Source organism: Phyllobacterium sp. LjRoot231 (genome assembly GCF_964253365.1).
Taxonomy (GTDB): domain Bacteria; phylum Pseudomonadota; class Alphaproteobacteria; order Rhizobiales; family Rhizobiaceae; genus Phyllobacterium.
This window is the reverse complement of sequence record NZ_CAXUQT020000001.1, coordinates 2,667,932-2,685,783: the sequence shown is the minus strand read 5'-3', so window position 1 is coordinate 2,685,783 and position 17,852 is coordinate 2,667,932. Positions and strand designations below refer to the sequence as shown.

17 protein-coding genes and 2 pseudogenes are annotated in these 17,852 nt (G+C 54.4%); 11 read left to right on the top strand and 8 right to left on the bottom strand.

All coding sequences use genetic code 11. The annotated features are described in order from the left end of the window. Positions 1–31: 31 nt before the first annotated feature. From ACSQ3H_RS13270 to ACSQ3H_RS13260, 3 genes and pseudogenes are all read right to left on the bottom strand, one after another. The gene (locus ACSQ3H_RS13270) at positions 32–463 is read right to left on the bottom strand and encodes a MucR family transcriptional regulator (RefSeq protein WP_436119442.1); all 432 of its coding nucleotides are present in this window, start codon (positions 461–463) and stop codon (positions 32–34) included. A gap of 723 nt (positions 464–1,186) precedes the next feature. Continuing rightward, positions 1,187–2,678, bottom strand: a pseudogene (locus ACSQ3H_RS13265) (DUF1254 domain-containing protein). Positions 2,679–3,511: 833 nt separating this feature from the next. Next, positions 3,512–3,739, bottom strand: a complete 228-nt coding sequence (locus ACSQ3H_RS13260) for a NapC/NirT family cytochrome c (RefSeq protein ID WP_436117487.1) — start codon at positions 3,737–3,739, stop codon at positions 3,512–3,514. 161 nt (positions 3,740–3,900) lie between these two features. Between ACSQ3H_RS13260 and ACSQ3H_RS13255 the strand changes: the two genes are divergently transcribed. Together ACSQ3H_RS13255 and ACSQ3H_RS13250 are read left to right on the top strand one after the other, a co-directional pair. Further along, complete coding sequence (locus ACSQ3H_RS13255; protein WP_436117486.1) at positions 3,901–4,098, top strand: hypothetical protein; 198 nt, start codon at positions 3,901–3,903, stop codon at positions 4,096–4,098. Positions 4,099–4,118: 20 nt separating this feature from the next. Further along, entirely contained in the window at positions 4,119–4,592 is a 474-nt protein-coding gene (locus tag ACSQ3H_RS13250; protein WP_436117485.1) for a hypothetical protein, read from the top strand. Between the two features lie 856 nt (positions 4,593–5,448). Here the strand turns inward: ACSQ3H_RS13250 and ACSQ3H_RS13245 are convergent. Further along, positions 5,449–6,057, bottom strand: a complete 609-nt coding sequence (locus ACSQ3H_RS13245; protein ID WP_436117484.1) for a class I SAM-dependent methyltransferase — start codon at positions 6,055–6,057, stop codon at positions 5,449–5,451. A gap of 146 nt (positions 6,058–6,203) precedes the next feature. Here ACSQ3H_RS13245 and ACSQ3H_RS13240 point away from each other — a divergent pair. The 8 genes and pseudogenes from ACSQ3H_RS13240 to ACSQ3H_RS13205 all read left to right on the top strand — a co-directional run bounded on the left by ACSQ3H_RS13240 (position 6,204) and on the right by ACSQ3H_RS13205 (position 14,654). Next, a pseudogene (locus ACSQ3H_RS13240) lies at positions 6,204–7,094 on the top strand (cation diffusion facilitator family transporter). A gap of 606 nt (positions 7,095–7,700) precedes the next feature. Then, positions 7,701–9,947: a DUF3604 domain-containing protein gene (locus ACSQ3H_RS13235; protein ID WP_436117483.1), complete on the top strand. Its 2,247-nt coding sequence runs from the start codon at positions 7,701–7,703 to the stop codon at positions 9,945–9,947. Positions 9,948–9,963: 16 nt separating this feature from the next. Then, entirely contained in the window at positions 9,964–11,061 is a 1,098-nt protein-coding gene (locus ACSQ3H_RS13230) for a hypothetical protein (RefSeq protein ID WP_436117482.1), read from the top strand. 16 nt (positions 11,062–11,077) lie between these two features. Beyond that, positions 11,078–12,061: a peptidyl-prolyl cis-trans isomerase gene (locus ACSQ3H_RS13225; protein WP_436117481.1), complete on the top strand. Its 984-nt coding sequence runs from the start codon at positions 11,078–11,080 to the stop codon at positions 12,059–12,061. Then, positions 12,058–13,083 carry a HupE/UreJ family protein gene (locus ACSQ3H_RS13220; protein ID WP_436117480.1) on the top strand — a complete coding sequence of 342 codons (1,026 nt, stop codon included), beginning with the start codon at positions 12,058–12,060 and terminating at the stop codon, positions 13,081–13,083. The genes ACSQ3H_RS13225 and ACSQ3H_RS13220 overlap by 4 nt, the downstream gene beginning before the upstream one ends. Positions 13,084–13,638: 555 nt before the next feature. Continuing rightward, the gene (locus ACSQ3H_RS13215; protein WP_436117479.1) at positions 13,639–14,166 is read left to right on the top strand and encodes a hypothetical protein; all 528 of its coding nucleotides are present in this window, start codon (positions 13,639–13,641) and stop codon (positions 14,164–14,166) included. Positions 14,167–14,230: 64 nt separating this feature from the next. Beyond that, positions 14,231–14,440, top strand: a complete 210-nt coding sequence (locus ACSQ3H_RS13210; protein ID WP_436119441.1) for a DUF2092 domain-containing protein — start codon at positions 14,231–14,233, stop codon at positions 14,438–14,440. Further along, entirely contained in the window at positions 14,400–14,654 is a 255-nt protein-coding gene (locus ACSQ3H_RS13205) for a hypothetical protein (protein WP_436117478.1), read from the top strand. Before ACSQ3H_RS13210 ends, ACSQ3H_RS13205 begins: the two co-directional genes overlap by 41 nt. A gap of 93 nt (positions 14,655–14,747) precedes the next feature. Here the strand turns inward: ACSQ3H_RS13205 and ACSQ3H_RS13200 are convergent, their stop codons facing one another. After that, positions 14,748–15,428: a DUF1194 domain-containing protein gene (locus ACSQ3H_RS13200; protein ID WP_436117477.1), complete on the bottom strand. Its 681-nt coding sequence runs from the start codon at positions 15,426–15,428 to the stop codon at positions 14,748–14,750. Positions 15,429–15,626: 198 nt separating this feature from the next. On the opposite strand from ACSQ3H_RS13200, the gene ACSQ3H_RS13195 reads away from it, so the two are divergent. Then, positions 15,627–16,220 carry an adenylate kinase gene (locus ACSQ3H_RS13195; RefSeq protein ID WP_436117476.1) on the top strand — a complete coding sequence of 198 codons (594 nt, stop codon included), beginning with the start codon at positions 15,627–15,629 and terminating at the stop codon, positions 16,218–16,220. An 89-nt stretch (positions 16,221–16,309) separates the two neighbouring features. On the opposite strand, the gene ACSQ3H_RS13190 is transcribed toward ACSQ3H_RS13195, so the two are convergent. The 3 genes from ACSQ3H_RS13190 to ACSQ3H_RS13180 all read right to left on the bottom strand — a co-directional run bounded on the left by ACSQ3H_RS13190 (position 16,310) and on the right by ACSQ3H_RS13180 (position 17,469). Beyond that, positions 16,310–16,801, bottom strand: a complete 492-nt coding sequence (locus tag ACSQ3H_RS13190) for a bleomycin resistance protein (RefSeq protein WP_436117475.1) — start codon at positions 16,799–16,801, stop codon at positions 16,310–16,312. Between the two features lie 161 nt (positions 16,802–16,962). After that, positions 16,963–17,223, bottom strand: coding sequence for a hypothetical protein (locus ACSQ3H_RS13185; protein ID WP_436117474.1), 261 nt, complete (start codon positions 17,221–17,223; stop codon positions 16,963–16,965). Positions 17,224–17,247: 24 nt separating this feature from the next. Beyond that, positions 17,248–17,469: a hypothetical protein gene (locus ACSQ3H_RS13180; protein ID WP_436117473.1), complete on the bottom strand. Its 222-nt coding sequence runs from the start codon at positions 17,467–17,469 to the stop codon at positions 17,248–17,250. Positions 17,470–17,852 lie beyond the last annotated feature (383 nt).

Here is a 17,852-nt window from a genome sequence, read left to right as displayed (position 1 = left end):
ACCGATGCATATTCCTGCCGGATGGTGCTTGCTAACGAGCTCTCCCCGACTTTCGTCCGAGCCCCATGGTCTTCGCAAGGCTGGATCGAGTTTCGGCGTAATTCGGCGCGACCATCGGATACGAAGGATCAAGATTCCATCTCTTCCGATATTGTTCGGGCGTCAGATCAAAGGAAGTTTTCAAGTGCCGCTTCAATGATTTGAATTTCTTGCCGTCTTCGAGACAAATGATGTAATCGGGAGTGACCGACTTTTTGGGGTTCACCGCAGGTACGGGGCTCGGCGAGGCAATTGCCTTGTCTTCGTTTCCAATCGTTGCTCCGGATAATGCAGCATGCACGGTGTTGAGCAACATCGGCAAATCAGCGGCACGTACCGCGTTATTGCTGACGTAAGCCGCCACCAACCTGGCCGTCAGGTCGACCAGCTTCTCCTTGTTCGACGCGGTTTCGAATTCTTCGATGGTCATCCAATCAATCCCCCACAAATCAAATATCTAAAACTATTGGTGGAATCTTTGAACACCAGTTGTTCTCAAAATACAAATGCGAAAAACACGAGATAGTGTCGGGCGGTTGCCGATTAAATCGTCACCGTGAAATACTGCATTGCAGTGACTGTCCAAGCACCCTGACGGCAAACCCAAACTCCGGTGTAGGCAACTTTTCCTGAGAACGTTTCTTCGTAATGTGTGCCGCTGCCTCTGGCGCAGAGGGGCGCGTGCCGGCCTTGATCAGCTGCTGCTCAAGCTCATCTACACAGCGCGAGGCTTTCAGATTGTTTCAGGACGTTGTCCGTCACTAAGCTATCCGCCATCTTCGTAGCCTCGCTTGTTGCGACATTCAGGGCGGAGCGAGCCGCAGCCAACTGGCCCGACCGAGTTGAAGTAGTTGTCGTGGAGCTTCATGTTCATTCGGCCGATGCGTCCGAACATCAAGATCGCGAGAAGGACTGCTGTCGCTGACCAAACGTTGATTTGTTCGTGTTTTCGTTCGTACTTCGGGCCATCCCACCAATGCAGAGGAGCCGAATATTCGGAATTAGGTAGCAAACGCCCGATACAATTACGCGGAATTAGGTAGCAACCGCCACCAAACTACGTGTGACACTGCGGTACTATCGCAACGTGCGGTTTCAAGGCTCGCATTCCTGTGTCTGCTACCTGATGAAGTAGCTTTGACAGCGGCTATGAAGCCCTAAGCACAGCAGGAGGCTTCCAATTGCCCTTTCCAGCCGGAAGGATCGAAGGCGACTTTGGATCAGGCCAGTAAAGGCGCATGACGAGATATATCGTATCATCCGGCGCAGGCAACCAGTTGGCCTCCTTCTCCGTACCTGGATTGTCTTTTTGGATGTAGAGCGTCAGCGAGCCGTCTGGGTTCTTTTTCAAGGTAGACAGCATTGGGGAATTGATCAGGTAGCGATTGATCGGGTTCTTGATTAGCAACTGGCTCTTGCCGTCATACATGGTCACAGACCAGAAGGCGTCCACTGGTGGCAACCTTCCGGCCGGGAAAGTGATCGTGTAGTTGTGTTTGCTGCCGTAGGGTCTTCCCGGTCCCATCCACACGGGTGTAGGGATACATAGCCTCGACCGCGTCATTGCCATAGAGACCGCCTTTGGCGGCACCAGCCCGCATGAGCCAGTTGCCATTGTAGAACGTCTCATCTCCGAAGAATGCTCCTACATTCCAGCCGTTGATCTTTTTCATCCCGGAAGACAAGAACTTGTCGACCTGATCGTCGCCTTGCTTCATTGCGATCAAGATGGCGGCCTTGTGCTCGAGCGACAAATCCTTGAACTCAAAAGTCTTTCCCGGCCCTATGCCGATACTTGCGAGCTTAGCGCGGATCGCCTTGTCTTTCGCCGTCACGGGAACGAACTGCAGAGCCGCGTCCAGGTATTGAAAGAAGTTGTCTTTGATCCCAGCCGTAGTTGCGGGCAGAAAGTCGATCTTCGGTGCGGGAGGCGGCGCGGGTGTCTTCAGGAAGGCCGATAGCGGCTGAAGCTTATAGCCAGCTTGCACCTTTTCCACGTTCGGCATGTCGTCGGGGTTGAAAAGTTGAGTTCTTATGAGGGAAAGACTGAAAGGTGTCGTTGACTTAAATACCTTCGTGATCCCGGCAGGCGTCGCGCCGTCCCAGTCAGGCCCAACCACGAGGTAGTCGCCGGGATCGTTGCCCGTGGCGCGGCTGCCGATATAACCATAGTTGTAGGTGTTCCCGTCGATCATTTGAACTGAGTAGTATCGCTCCTTGTCAACTGCTGGAACTGAGAGAACCATCGGCTCGGCGCGTAAATCGAGCCACATTATCGAATAAGGGGTGTCGCTATTCGGCGTAATGACGGCGGTATCTTCCGGGGTCGACACGCGATGCTCGTTACTGATCTCGTTGAAGGGAGCCTTGAACTGCCCGGAGGTCTTGTCGACGGCGAACTCCTGCATCACTGCGTAGTTCATCACAAGTGGAAGTCCGTAGACGAAGCCCTTTTCCGCAATGTCCTTTGCTTCCCGGATACCGATATGGCTTGGGTCTGCCTTCTCGGCCGTCGTGACTGGGTCCACCGCCAGCGCGGGAATTGCCAGGACACTCAACGTGGTGGCCAATAGTAAGCCAAGCGTCACTCCCCGCGACGATAAAAATCTCAGCCTCGTATTTGCGAATGCTGTTGTCATGTCGTTATCCCCTCTGTCGTCGAATGCACGGCGTCGCCGATCATCTCCCATACACGGTTCGATCTTAAGTACGTAACGGTAACAGCTGCGCGTAATTCTGATGCTGTATTGCCAGCTTGGCCGGCGGTGTTTATGAGGCATTGAAAAACGTAATGGGAGGTCGCAACGCTCAAACCCTATTTGCTTTGGCCATTCAAGGATCTAGTGCGGGTAAAATAGGTTCCTCAGAGAGTGATCGGGCCCAACGCTAACACGACCTTCCGAAATCTAGCGATGACGGCAAAAGCGATCGGATTCTCCCGCCTGTCTTCCTTTCTCGAGGAAACGTTCAGAGACGACATACGGAATGGCATCAGCCACGCTGACTATGTCATTTGGAATGATGGACTTCGTCTGCGAAATCAGAACGGCGGCTACGCAAAATACACTGTCATTTGATGAGATAAACGATGCTCTCTTACCAAAGGAGTAGGCTTTTTCCAGATATTCCGGGAGTACAACGCGGTTTCGATGCAATCATTTTACCCACCCAAGGAGATCACAGGACGGTTCAGCGCAAACTTTCTAATGCCATGGACCGTGAGTTTTGATCCAACGAACGGAGCATTCGAGATTAGCAGCTCCTCGCCTGGCCCCGTACCCTCAATATAATTCCTGTTCTTACCCGTACCGTTACGATTTTCCCATCTACTGCCAGTAGTTCACTCGAGGCTTTTCGAAGCGGGACGAGTGGGGACGATCCGAATGTCTAATAATTCCAAACAATAAGATAGAGCGATTGAATTGACAGTTCATCGCCTTCGAGACGCAGCACTAAGCGTAACGATGCGGTCCTATGCAGTAATCCCGCGGTTTCGGTATCTTGTCTTGGAGAGGCAACTCTTTAAACAGGTAGCCAATGTGCGCAGAAGGACCGCCCATTCGTTCTGCGCCAGTTCGAGCCTGTGATCGAGGAATGTCCTGCGAGTGTCGATTGTACCAAAAATCATGCCCCACACTTTCTTCGCAGCCTGCATTTTGCGGCCAAGCTGAGGTGCGGATGAGAACTGCCGTTCGACCAATGTTTAACGTAACGATACGTGAGTATAATACAAAATCAGACGATTTCCCTCCATTATTGTCCAAGATGAGCGGCGATCCGTCGTCTACATTTGCTGCAGCAACCGCAGTCTGAACGATGAAGGGAACTGAAATGTCAAACAAATCACTAGAAGGAGAACTGTTGCCTCGGACCAGGCAGACAGATAATCCAGTGGTGACTGTCGAAGGCCTTAGGGTCAAGCTGGATAGTGCTGTAGAGATTGCATTTCTATATGGGGCGACCGAATGGGTTCGTCTCAACCACCCGTCCCAGTACGAGCGGCTGTTGATGCGGTTTGACGACAGCACATCGTTGGAAAACCGCGGTTATATCCACTGATCCACTTCACGAGTTTGGCGATGTCCCCAATCACTTTGACCTTATGTCACGGCACAGATTCTGAGTTCCAGGGCTTTAATGTCAATGAGTGCAATGAATGCGGCGCATTTGGTCGTGGCTTTTACTTCTCCAACGATTTCGAACTTGAGCGGGTGTACTCAAATGGACTTGATCCAGTGGTTGCCAAGGTAACCCTGCAAAATCCTTATATTCTCGACATGAGTCTTCCCTTTGACGAATATCTGGCGGCTTCCAGGGTCTTCCGTCCGGTTCGGCATGCTCGGGAAAGAATAATCGGACTGGGCTATGACGGGGTTTTGCTGAGACAGGATAGCCATGTCGAAGCCGTGGCCTTCTATCCCAGACAGATCGATAGCTATGGCCGACGCCCGGCCTTCCCCATTCCGGACAAACAAAAACAGCAGAACATCATCCCCTTTTTCAAACTCTGGGGTATCCAAATTGGATTCGTTCGCAGGCACCACAACACCTAAGTTGCCCATAAAAGCCGAAATTTCACAGCATCTCGGTCATCTTTGGCGATTTGGGGTGGTCCTTTCCCTCGACGACCATATTGCCGAAAGGCTGGTCGAACAGACATGCATTTGTGCGCTTGAGCGCGATCCCTTGTTAACCTGCAGTCAGCGTATGGACTGCTCGTTGTTTTCAATATTGCATTCTTGTGGGAGTTGACCGCGGCATATTCCGCCAGAGACACTATTTAAAGCTCCTATTTATAGGATGCCCTTCTCGTCTTGGGTATCGTGGAACCGTAAGCTGGAGCGCCAGTGCAAGGATGATTTCTTAGCCCCTTGCAATTGCTTCTTGCTACACCCACCTATCCAATCCACCCGTAATTGAGATTGAGAGCAGCCAGCAATGACGCTCGTCTATCTCCGGGGTAATACGGCGCTCCTCGGAAACGAGTTGAGCGCCGTATTTTTTAGGGATGGATCGCAAAGAAACCACTCCATGCGATCAGCTCCGTGCCGCCGGGGCGGCAAAAAGCCATATTCTAGTTGCTTTGAGGAACTCTTCGACAATCTTCTCCGTTGCACCCTTTATCGGTGCGGTACTCGCGGTGACCATGGGCGAGCCAGTGACGATGGGCCTGATTCTGGCCGGAGCATTGATGGCAGTTGGCATCTGGCTGCACTTAACGGAGCGACACGGTCATGCTCACCATCATCAGCCTGTCATGCACGATCATGAGCATATCCACGATGAGCATCACCAGCACGAACACTTATTTCCGGTTGAGCCCGTCACAAAACACCGCCACATGCACCAGCACACTCCGCTGTCGCACTCGCACCCACACTTTCCAGATGCTCACCATCAGCACCGTCACTAGCTTTTCGGCCGTTTGAACACCGCACCGTAGTGATAGGGTGGAATCTCGACGATATCCATGAGGGTCAGACCACTCAATGTAACTGCGTCGACCGTCTGCGCTGGTGATAACCGCAATTCGGTTCTTGGTCCACGAGGCTCTCCCGAGATTATCGTCTCCTCGCGTGGCCGCTGATGCCAATTGACAACAGAAAACAGACCACCCGGTGCCAGCGTTTCATAGACAGCTCTTGCCAGTCGAGGCTGATCAGGAACGCCGTGAAACGCGTTCGCCATATAGATAAAGTTCATCGGCTCAGGGACGAGTTTCGCAATCTCGTAGGCGTCCCCGACGACGAAATTACAATTGGTCAACCCCTCGGCTGCAAGCGCGTTTTTCGCGACTTCCAATAAGGCCGGGTCCAGGTCGACTGCGACAACGTGGTTGGCGATCTTTGCGATTGGCAAGGTGAACCATCCGTCGCCTGAACAAAGGTCGACGACATGCAGTCCTGGCTTGAGACCCACTGCCGAAAGTACACTGGCCGGATCGGGCCAAAGCGCTTCCCACCAGCCCGATGTCGGCATTTCAGTCCCGGTGAAGAACTCTGGACGTTCGCTTATCATTTTTGGAATCATGCCCTCTATCGTGAAGCCGATTTCTCCCTAACGCCAATCTATGACAATTGAGAGCGCGCGCAGCTAACCCATGCAGCATGAAACGCGGTGGATGTGTCCGCCTGCCTGCACAATCGAAGACGTGGACGGTTTCAATGGACAAGACACTGAAGCTTGCGCTGGGAAGTATTGTCGCCGGCCTGCTGGTTCTCGGCTTGAAATATTTCGCCTACGTCCTGACTGGCAGTATCGCTCTTTATTCCGACGCACTGGAGAGCATCATTAATGTTGCAACGGCTATTGCAGCCTTTTTTGCCGTTCGCCTGAGCGCGAAACCGCCGGATGCCAACCATCCTTTCGGCCACCACAAGGCTGAGTACATGTCCGCCGTTATCGAAGGCGTGCTGATTGTCGTGGCCGCGCTCGCCATCTTGCGCGTCCTATTACGGTTTTCTCGCACCGAAGCCTTTGGATGCGCCCATTGAGGGCCTCATGATCAACGGCGCGGCGAGCGTCATCAACGCAGTCTGGTGCTCAGTTCTGTTTCGTTACGGCCGCCGCTGGCGCTCGCCCGCCCTCGTCGCCGATGCCCAGCATTTATGGACGGACGTGGTCACGTCAGTCGGTGTCCTAATTGGTGTGGGACTTGTCGCCGTCACAGGTTGGCTGCAACTGGACGCAGCGATAGCCGCCTTGGTGGCTCTAAATATTCTTTGGTCAGGCTGGCAATTGATGCGTGAATCAATCGGTGGCCTGATGGATGAAGCGGCTCCTTCGGAGACCGTCGCCCGGATACGCGAAGTGATTTCCGCGAATGCCGAGGGCGCTATCGAGGCTCACGACCTGAGAACCAGGCACGCCGGAAGGGTAACGTTCATCGAGTTCCACCTCGTCGTGAGGGGATTTCGATGAGTGTGACGGAATCCCATATCATCTGTGATCGGATCGAAGCTGCATTGCGCAAGGCCATCGAAGATTCCGTCGTAACAATCCATGTCGAACCGGAAGTGAAGGCCAAGCACCACGGCGGCGTTACCGTCATTTAATGCGCCTGATCATTCAGCTCTTGGGTCTGACCTCATAATAAACCGACGTCTTCTGCTCCGAACCCCATAGCTACAGCATAGACATGCGCATTAAGGAAACAGGCATCGAAGTTCCTCAAAAAAACTCTCATGATTCTAAAATTTCTTTCGGGAATCTCGATTTCCCTAACAAAGCTCTCTAGCACAACGATCTTAAGACGTTCAACAGCAACGCTTCTCCCTGCCGAAGCGGCAATACGGTCCGCTACTGGCGCTTCACGAGACCTCGAATCCCAACTCATGTGGCCGCGAATCCACTTTGAGTGGCGAGAGTCCTGACTTGTGTCGCAAACAACAGATTGTGTGGCTCCCGGCTCTCAGAATTGAGATTCGCTAGAAACGCGAGGCCGTCGTCTAGCAAACGCCCCAATCCTGTAGCGCAGTGTCGGCTTCGCCAGAGCCCTTGGCGGACATAGGAACGGCGCTTGATGTCAGATACGTCCTTGTAACCGTTACGTACTTATCGGCGCAGCTTCTCTAAGCATAATGGATCACTGGTTCGATATCTAATTTTCCAGGACAGTTGCGGGATACAGCAGTCATCGGATTTCGGGGGGGACACGAACGATGCGCAGATCAAGTACGACAGCCATTCTCCTTGCTTCAACGATTCTCGCCGCTATCGCGACGGCAGCTGGCGCGCAGGAGCGGCAGGCCTATTTCGGCGAGACGCACGTCCATACAGGCTGGTCATTCGATGCCTACATTTTCGGTAACACCAAGACTACGCCAGCCGATGCTTACAGGTATGCCAAGGGCGCTACCATCAAGCATCCCCTGGGCTACGACATCAAGATAGACACCCCTCTGGATTGGATGGGTGTGACCGACCATTCCGAATATGTCGGGACCGTCGCCCTCGCCAACACGCCAGGATCTGAAATAAGCAAGCTTCCGATCGCGCAGAAATTGATTGTCCATTCCCCCGCAGATGTCCAGCGCATATACCTCTGGCTCGGAGGCACGATCGTCGACAGGAAACCGATCGAGGAGCTGATATCACCACAGGTCGCAGGGTCGGTCTGGAAACAGAACGTACAGATGGCCGACCAGGCAAATGAACCGGGCAAGTTCACGGCCTTCTGCTCCTACGAATGGACGTCGACTCCGAACAACCGCAACATGCACCGCAATGTCTTCTTTAAGGATTGCACCAACATACCGGAGGTGCCCTACAGTTCGATCGATTCAAGCAACCCGTCAGATTTGTGGGACTGGATGGACGGCCAGCGCAAGGCCGGCAACGAACTTCTGGCAATCTCACACAATGCCAATCTCTCCGATGGCCATATGTTCCCGACGGATGTTGATGAGAAGGGCCGTCCTATCGATGCGGCCTGGGCGGCATCGCGGGACCGCAACGAAAGGCTGACCGAGATAAAGCAGATCAAGGGTGCATCCGAGACCCATCCCACACTTTCACCCAATGATGAATTCGCAAATTTCGAGATCCTGACCTATCTGCTCGGCGATCCGGCTGGCCGTTTCCCGCAGGTTCCGGGAAGTTACGTCCGTCAAGCCCTTAAGGACGGTCTCTCCATGCAGGACGCCCGCGGCTACAACCCCTACAAGACGGGCTTCGTCGGCGGGTCAGATTCTCACAACACTGGCGTTCCCTACCGCCAGAACAACTTCTACGGTGGCCATGCAAGAGCCGACGGCGACATGAAGCAACGCATGGCAGGCTTTCTGTTCGCTGGTCTCGACACCAGACTGGAGAACCCCGCTGGTTTGACGGGGGTATGGGCAGAGGAGAACACGCGTGAGTCGCTGTTCGCGGCCATGCAGCGGAAGGAAACCTTCGCCACCAGTGGACCACATATCCAGCTTCGCTTCTTCGGTCGATCGGATGGAACAGGGGTCGCCAACCAGCAAGACTGGGTCAAAGCAGCGTATGCTGGCGGTGTGACAATGGGCGGCGACCTGCCGCCGCTCACAAATGCCAAGGCTCCTTCATTCATCGTCTGGGCGGTAAAAGACCCGACCTCGGGCAATCTTGACCGTGCGCAGATCGTCAAAGGCTGGACCAAGCATGGCCAGAGCTTTGAGAAAATCTTTGACGTGGCCTGGGCGGGCAACCGTACGCCAGATCAATTTACGGGCAGCATTCCGCCAATCGGCAGCACCGTCAACATCGAAGAGGCGAGCTATACCAACACAATCGGCTCCGTTGAGTTGAAGGGCGAATGGACGGATCCTGAGTTCGATCCGAGCCTCGATGCCTTTTACTACGCCCGCGTGCTCGAGATACCGACGCCGCGCTGGACGACCATCCAGGCAAGGGACCTCGGCATCGCGCCTCCTGATAATGTTGCTGCGACCGTTCAGGAACGGGCGTGGAGTTCGCCGATCTGGTATGCGCCAACAAAAGACCTGAGGGCGGCCGCCAGCAAAGGTACTACCGTTGCTGACTTGACCAAGCAGGGAGCGGTTCTGCTCGACAACGCGGCATTGACTGACTTTATCGTCGGCAAGACGACCTGGGTGCGAAACAGCGTGACCGGAGAAGTTTTCAACATTGCATGGACCACGTCAGGTCAGCGTCTCATCGGCAACCTCAATGGCGCGATCCCCCAGCCAAGCCAGGTCGGCGACGTTTTCCACGGCGGCGCGCTGGGCGTGGGCTCCGCCTATGCCATCAAGGATGGCGCTATCGTGACGACGCTTGGCAATGCCCCCTACGAGGCGAAGGTATACAAATCGGGCGACAAGTATTTCGCCGCGCGCAGCAACGAGTTCGGCTACGCAAACTACGAAGTGGTTCCGACACCACAGACGCTCGATCCGTTGGATCAGCAAAAATCTCCGTTCTAGGCTGCAGGACACAGAGATGGGTCAGATATTGCAGAGAACAAGCACCAGGGCGGTCCTGATGATCGCCATCCTTTTCTGCAGCCTCGCTCCAGCGGCGGCGTGTGCCATATGTTTTTCTGGCATCAAGGTGACGATCGGCCAGAAATTGGACTCGTCCAGCCAGGCCGTATTGGCTCAACCCATGGCTGAATCCGGGCGCTTTCGCATCGTTGAGGTGATTAAAGGCAACGTCGATTCCGGTATGATCGACGTGATCCTCACCACGCCCGACAGTTCCAAGACATATCTGCTGCTGGAAAACCCCTTGTCGAAGCGCTGGGAAAGCCAAGGAGTGATCGGTGTTGGGTATGCCGACTGGCTACGCCAGATCGCCGTCCCGGTCAGTGGGCCGCCTGGAGAGAGAATGAGCTCCCTCGAGCTGTTCCCGCTTCGCAAGACCTTGACCAAGGCCGAATGGTTGGACCGTGTCGCAGTCGCAGCGGTCAATCTTGAAAGCTCGGATCCCTTGGCGGCCGAGATAGCCTATGGTGAGATTTCGCGCGCGCCCTACGGTGTTTTGCGATCGCTCAAAACGCGGCTTGAGGCAGAACGTGTTTCAGCATGGATGAACGATCCAAAGCTGGTCTCCCGGCGGGCTGCATATACGCTGCTGCTCGGAATTGTCGGTGGATCAGACGATGCTGTCACACTGGAGCAACGTCTTGACGTGGCACGATCGGCAAAGGACGCGGATAATCTCTCGGCAATGCTGGCTGCTGATTTGGAACTGCGCGGGCAGGAACGAGTCGCATGGATCGAGGAAGTTTACTTGACCGATCGCCAGCGCACTTTGCCGGAGATCGAGGCGGCCCTGCTTGCGTTGAGTGTTCAGGGCGAAGCCAATGGTGTGGTACCCCGCGAACGGGTCATCAAGGCCTATCGTTCCTTTATCATAGCGCGCAAGCCCATGGCGGGCTTCGTCGCCATGGAACTGGCTGACTGGGGGGCTTGGGAAGTCACCCCGGACTACATCGACATCATCAAGTCTAAAGCGGTGAAGGACCCTGCGGGCGAGTTTGCGATTCTGAGCTATCTCCATCGCAGTCCAGCCACCGCCCAGCAAGCCGCTGAATGAACAGAATAGGTGTCCAATGAAGCTGTTTCCAATTGCGCCTGAACGTTCGAACCAAACTGACACCGCTGATCACGGTCGGAAAAAAAGGTGGCGAGGACTACTCAGTGAACCGCTGCTGCATTTCCTCGTTGTCGGCATGCTTCTGTTCGGGTTCTACCGGATCGCCGCTCCCCAACCTGAAACGACTGCCGATAGCCAGAAAATCGAACTGACCAAGGACGACATGCGTCAGTTGGCGGTGACCTGGCTCGCGCAGGGCCGGCCGCTGCCGACGCCCGAGCAGATGCAAATCCTGATGGATCAGAAGGTGACCCAAGAGATACTCTTCCGCGAAGCTGTAGCCCTTGGGCTGGATCGCGACGACGAAATAGTCAAACGCCGTATGGCCCAGAAAATGGATTTCCTCGCCGCCGATCTTGCCACGATCGATGAGCCGAGCCCCGTGGAACTCAAGGTCTGGTTTGAACATAATTCCGATCGCTTCTCTCTCCCTCCGCATGCGAGTTTTCGGCATTTGTATTTTTCGTTCGACAAACGCGGGCAGGCTTCGCAGGGGTCGGCGGCAGCCGCGCTCGCTCTGATCGCTGATAAATCTCCAGATTCCGCCGAAGTTGCAGCGGTGGCCGATCCTTTCATGTTCCGAACCTATTACGGCGATGCCACCCCTGAGCAAACGGCAAAGGAGTTCGGCCCAGAGTTTGCAAAGGCGCTCTTTAACCTTACACCGGGCTCGTGGCAGGGACCCATCCAGTCGGGGTATGGGTGGCATCTTGTACGGGTGGAATCGATCGAGCCCGGCCGGGTTCCGGCTTTCGAGGAAGTCGCACCCGAGGTGAAATCGGCATGGCTCGATGATCGCTACCGCGAAATAAAGAGCGCAGCGCTCGACGAGATGCGGTCACGCTATGTCGTAACCCTTCCTTCCGTAGAACCTGCGGACCTGGAAGATCTACAACGTCCGCTCGCCGCCGGCGCATCATCCGAACTGTTTGCGCAATGAGCCGCGCCGTCACATTCTCCATTCCCTACTGCCGCGTGGCGTTTGGGGTTGTCGCCTTGTTTTTTGCACTGATGGCATCCGCTGCAGCACACGAAATACGGCCAGCTTATCTGCAGATCGACCAGACAGGTCCAAACCGCTACAACGTGATTTGGCGCACGCCACTGCTGTCAGGTATGCGCTTACCCGTTGCTCTGCGGTTTTCCGACGCGGTGAAGAACGTGACGGAGCCCGCCGAGCGGGAGCTCCCAGATTCGATTGTCGAGCGTCGTGTCATCGAGACAACCGACGGAAATCTTGCCGGCGAACGCTTAGACTTCGTGGGGCTACAAGCAACGATCACCGATGTGCTGGTGCGCGTGAAGCTGCTGAACGAACCTGTTTCGACCAACCTGGTTCATCCATCTCAGCCGTGGGTCGATATCGCGAGCCAGCCTGGACGCTTGGAAGTAGCCAAGACGTTTGTTGTCCATGGGATCGAACACATTCTCCTCGGCTACGACCATCTGCTGTTTGTCTTGGCTCTGATCCTCATCGCGCGAAGCTGGCGAGCGCTGCTCCTCACGGTGACCGCATTTACCCTGGCTCACTCGATCACGCTGACAATCGCAACGCTCGGGTTTGTCCATATACCCGGACCACCCGTCGAAGCGGCGATCGCTTTCAGCATTTTGCTGCTTGCCTGCGAGATTGTCCGTATTCACAACGGTCAAACCAGTTTGACAGCGCAACGCCCATGGCTGGTCGCCTTTGCTTTTGGATTGCTGCACGGACTTGGCTTTGCCGGCGCGCTGGCAAATCTGGCGCTGCCTGCCGGGGATATTCCACTGGCGTTGCTGTTCTTCAACGTCGGCGTGGAGATCGGACAACTGATGTTCATCGCAGCGGTGATTGCCGCAATAGGATTTACAAGGATGCTGAAGTACCCGCCAATGGTCGGGCGTACCGCTTTTCTAGCAGGGGCCTATGCCATTGGCACGATGGCGTCATTCTGGTTCGTCGAGCGGGTGGCAGCATTTTAAAGGATCAAATGGGCTTCCACGTCGTCCAGATGAATCTAAAACGAAAGCAAATTTATCCAGCTGTTTCAGAAACTTAGTGCGTATCTGGTGGTCTTTGCTACCTAATTCCGCAATGGTCAAAACGATGTGCATCGGCGATCAGGGTCAGGACTCGCTAATCAGAGCCAGAAGATGAAGGCTGCAGCTATGCACATGCTTGAGAAGAAGGTGTGGGCGCAGCGGTCGTATCGGGTGTGAATGCGACGCCAGTCTTGCTGAACATGTTTACAATTCTGTGGCGCTGTTTGTACAGCACCGGATCATGCGGGATCGGGACCTTTCGGTTGTTCTTTGACGTGATGCAGGCGGTGATCTTGCGCACCAGACATCCCGAACAAGCCTGCTCGAAGTGACACCACCTACGTGTCGCCCATCCACGTAGCATACAGTACTTTACACGACTTCGAACCGCTGATGTGCGAGTGAAGACATTGGAGGTGCAACACGTTTTTTGGAGCATCCAATATGTTGCGCACGTCCACAGAACAATACAGCCTGCAAACGAAGGGAATATTTATGCGAAACTTCATGACACTCATCGCTGCAACGTCAGTAGCACTTTCGTCTGCGACGGCAGCCTACGCACAAAGCCAAAATCCTCTTCCCAAGGCCAGCGATGTGCTTGTCCGATATGGGGACGACGTCGAGGGCTGGACCGTCTATACAAATCAAACCCGCGGAGACTGCTTGATCGTGCGCTCGGATGGCCCAAGTTCGGTGCAAATGGGGGTTACCGCAAATGAGGAGGTCGGATATCTCGGCGTGTTCACGAAGGAGGATATCGGCCTTAAGAACGGGAACAATTCGGACATCTTCGTCTCCATCGACGGCCATCTTTACAAGGGTGTGGCCACCAGCACGAGCGGCGAACTCAAGGGCGGCTTTTCTGGCGGCTACATCTTGACAGACGACCCGAAGTTCAAGCGTGACGTGGCGAAGAAATACAAAATGACGGTGTTTCCGGAAACCAGGGGAACCTTTGTCGTCGATCTGAAGGGGACTTACAAGGCAATGGCAATGGGCCGCAAGTGCCTCAAGCATTGACCGCCCGATCGGCAATATTCCACCCATCTCGGCCATTGAAGCTCTGAGGGTTAAAGTGTTCGAGATGCCGCAGCTTTCCGAACGGCAAAGGTATAAAGGCGATCAAGGTCCACAATACAGCGTTCAAATCAGTGACTGGAAGACCGGGAAGGATGTCGTTGCGGACAATTTCTCTTTCAAGGCCCCAGCCGATTCCAAGAAGGTCGACGACCCGAAAAAACTTGTAAACATCGATGAAATTCCGGACCATTACGCTGTGGGAGGCACCAAATAACCTTTTCAAGGAACTCAAGATTGCCCTTCTGACAGGGATCGTCTCATCATTCCTGATGGAGACGGCCGAGCTGCCGATTCCAGGGTTCAGTTTTGTCACGTCGGCAGAGGCCAGGATCGGGCGACCGCTCACCCCCGTCAGTGTTGCTGGCGTTGCACGGCGTAGTGCGAGGCGCACGATTCGGCGCTGCGTGGCTGGCGTGTATGTCTGTTGAGGTTTATGTACTAGACAACGTCCATCGGGTCTGGTTTCTCGAACAGGAACTCCAGACCCGATGCTGAAAGCTCAAGCACGGCACCTCCTATGATCATGACAATTCTCGGATGAGCTTCAGCCTGATCGCTCTCGCAAAATCCTCGAATTTCCTAATGTCCATAACGAACTTATTGGGACCCATGATAACACTCTTGTCGTAGTAGTCGGCGAGGTCGGCCTCTTCATCCGATATCACCAGTCCATTGATGGTCACTCCCATCTCTTCCGCGCGGCCGCGCGCCTGATTGAGAGAGATCGACTTTCTCCGCTTGGGCGCTATAGTTTCCCTGCCATCCCCGGAGATATCCACGATTAGCCTTCGGGCGCACAATTTCGGGTCCGAAAGCAGATCAAGCGCGACCCAAAGGCCGCCACCTATGTCGGTATTTCCCCAAGCCGTTCGCTGATTGCGCTCGACTTCAAGCGCGAACTGCTCCGAGGGCGTGATGCCGTCCATGACGAACCAGCCGATTTTTTGTGAAGATAATTCGCCGTCTCCCCAGAAGACGGCCGCAACTGCCACACTCCCTGAAGATCGTATGGCTGACAGGACGGACCCGTCACGGAAGGCAGAGACAATCGCGGCTTTTTGAAACTCGTATTCCTCGTCGGTTATGCTGCCTGAACCGTCCACCGCCAATACTAGCGCTGTGTCCACGCAGGATTGTGATTGAGAGGAGGGTGCAGTCATAACGGCCAACACCCCAGCCGCCAAGAGAAACGCCTTGCGCATTATCCCCACCCCCCCGTGGCGCTCGCCAGCGACGAGTATTTTTCAAACTAGCATGTCTGTGGCATGAACACGCTCACCCGAAGAGGTTAGAAAACTCGTTTTTATTGTTGAGTGAGGCGAAGATCTGAGAGGTGGCAGAGAGGCCAGCTTATCGGTATTGTTAGGATTAATACCGAGTGTGGCCTCAAAAGGTTGACGATGAAACTGGAGAAACCCACAATCCACATAACCGGAGCATCGTGTTCAGGGGTGACAACGCTAGGGAGTGGCCTCGCCTCAACGATGGGAGTCCGTCATGTGGATTGTGATGACTTCTTTTGGTACCCGACCAATCCCCCGTTCTCGACTAAGCGTCCCCCTGCTGATTGCGTCCGCCTGATCGAAGACGCGCTAGGCGAGGATGGCTGGGTGTTGTCCGGATCATTCGATGGGTGGGGCGATACCTTAATCGAGAACGTCAATCTGATTGTCTTTTTATACACCCCAACGCCAATTCGGATGGAACGATTGCTGGCGCGGGAACATGAACGATATGGCAACCGAATATTGCCATCGGGCGACATGTACGAAATCCATACCGCGTTCGCCGCTTGGGCCGCTCAATATGACAAACCGGATTTTCCAGGACGGAATTTAGCTCGGCACAAGGTGTGGTTGGAGACACAAATCGCCCCTGTACTACATCTTGATGGAACCCAAGCGCCTTGGATTCTCGTCTCCCAAGTACTTGCCGATCTTCCAAATCCAATTAAGACGCTGGGAGGAAGTCCACTAGCTTCGCGGAGGGGATAGCACCCGTTGACCAAGTTGAAGCAGGTGAGGCAATCTGCTTTGGGATCAGAAAGTTGCCTAGAAACCCCCGTTTCTGGACAAGCGTTCGCCTATCGTACGACGCGCCTGCCGACGTTTTGTGAAAGCCGAACAAGATATCCGTCAGGATCCTGAACGAGAAATTCTCTTGAACCGCTCTCTTCGCTGGCACCGATGCGATACCAGCTCTCTTTTGGCTGACGGAACAGAGGCCAGCGGGCCTCTTCCAGCGATAGCAGGATAGGGTCTGTATCCCCTACTTCAATCTGGAAATTTATACCCCTACCAAAAGGGACGTCCAGCTTTCCGGTCAGCCATTCGCCGTTAATCTGGCAAAGCATGATTTGGGCTCCGTCTCGTTCAAGGTAAGCGAACTTTGCCGCCGGCCGATCATAGGCCACTTTGAACCCAATCAGTTCACACCAGAACTTCACGCTTGTATCAAGATCGGATACATCCAGTTCTGGTACCAGGGCGTTGAACCCGCCAGAAGGCATGCCGCCTTGTCCGCTGGCATTGTTCCGCTCTGCCTGTGAAAGTGGTTCGGCCACGCGATCGGTCATGAGTCATCCCGGATTCTAATTTTTCGTAACGACTGCAGGATCCATGCGCACTGGTCGAGGCGATCTGACTGTCTTGTTACATGAAGATTCGGAAATTGGAGAAAGGATTTTCTGAAAAGAAGATCCTGGAGATGGCTGAGTTAACGAGACCGCCGTGCGGTTCACTGGACTTTGAGGCTGACTACCGCGTTTTCGAGAGTATCACAGACGAAAGTGGCACCGCCCGTGGCCTTGCCCTCGACCTTCACCCGATTACCCCGTCTGTTGAAGGTCGTAGTCGGGGCGGACACGGGCTTGAGGTTCTGTTTCGCAAGCGCAGCAGTACACGCGGCAAGAGTGCGTTTTTTCTCAGAGCTGGCCTGCGCGCTGGTGACTAGCAAAACGGCTACCAAAGGCACCGCGGCGACGAGATATTTTTTCATAAATCCCCCTATAGTTTGCAAATTCTATAATGAACTAGCATCCGGCTGTGCCGGAACCAGCGGTCTTCGAGCAAGGAAGGCGGTTGGATCCACTTGCCCCAGAGTCGCCGTGGTTGCCGTTTTTCCCGCTACCGCTTCCTCCTTTTCCACTTCCACCTTTTCCGCCGCCGCCCTTTCCACCTCCGCCATTGCCCCCGCCACCTTTTCCGCCTCCGCCATTGCCACCACCTCCACCACCCCCACCACCGCCGCCTCCATCACCCCCACCGCCTTTAGCGGAAATCATAGTGATGCCCGCTGCATAAAGCAGGCCGGCGCTTAGTGCGGAAAGGAATAGACGACGTGATGTAGACATTGCCGATCTCCGTAAAAAATTCTTCGCAACAGCCGATTGGATTTCGTTGGAATGCTGATTATTACTAATTGCATTAAGTATATCTAATATGAAGTAGTTACAGTATAAAGACATGCAGCGCGCGGGTGTGACCCCCAACAAGAGGATCTAGCTTCCACGAACCAATTCGGAACAAGATATATACAAGCCATAGTAAGCCGAAGCTTCACCCGTATGGGTGATGCCACGCAAAATAGTCGCGCTATATTGGAACCGTGCTGCGCGGGTTGGACGG

Coding starts and splice junctions, on each gene's coding strand:
- ACSQ3H_RS13205 (WP_436117478.1), top strand. CDS start 14,400: ATGAAATTCCGGACCATTACGCTGTGGGAGGCACCAAATAACCTTTTC.
- ACSQ3H_RS13215 (WP_436117479.1), top strand. CDS start 13,639: ATGCGAAACTTCATGACACTCATCGCTGCAACGTCAGTAGCACTTTCG.
- ACSQ3H_RS13220 (WP_436117480.1), top strand. CDS start 12,058: ATGAGCCGCGCCGTCACATTCTCCATTCCCTACTGCCGCGTGGCGTTT.
- ACSQ3H_RS13195 (WP_436117476.1), top strand. CDS start 15,627: ATGAAACTGGAGAAACCCACAATCCACATAACCGGAGCATCGTGTTCA.
- ACSQ3H_RS13225 (WP_436117481.1), top strand. CDS start 11,078: ATGAAGCTGTTTCCAATTGCGCCTGAACGTTCGAACCAAACTGACACC.
- ACSQ3H_RS13235 (WP_436117483.1), top strand. CDS start 7,701: ATGCGCAGATCAAGTACGACAGCCATTCTCCTTGCTTCAACGATTCTC.
- ACSQ3H_RS13245 (WP_436117484.1), bottom strand. CDS start 6,057: ATGATAAGCGAACGTCCAGAGTTCTTCACCGGGACTGAAATGCCGACA.
- ACSQ3H_RS13185 (WP_436117474.1), bottom strand. CDS start 17,223: ATGAAAAAATATCTCGTCGCCGCGGTGCCTTTGGTAGCCGTTTTGCTA.
- ACSQ3H_RS13250 (WP_436117485.1), top strand. CDS start 4,119: ATGTCCCCAATCACTTTGACCTTATGTCACGGCACAGATTCTGAGTTC.
- ACSQ3H_RS13210 (WP_436119441.1), top strand. CDS start 14,231: ATGCCGCAGCTTTCCGAACGGCAAAGGTATAAAGGCGATCAAGGTCCA.
- ACSQ3H_RS13230 (WP_436117482.1), top strand. CDS start 9,964: ATGGGTCAGATATTGCAGAGAACAAGCACCAGGGCGGTCCTGATGATC.
- ACSQ3H_RS13190 (WP_436117475.1), bottom strand. CDS start 16,801: ATGACCGATCGCGTGGCCGAACCACTTTCACAGGCAGAGCGGAACAAT.
- ACSQ3H_RS13200 (WP_436117477.1), bottom strand. CDS start 15,428: ATGCGCAAGGCGTTTCTCTTGGCGGCTGGGGTGTTGGCCGTTATGACT.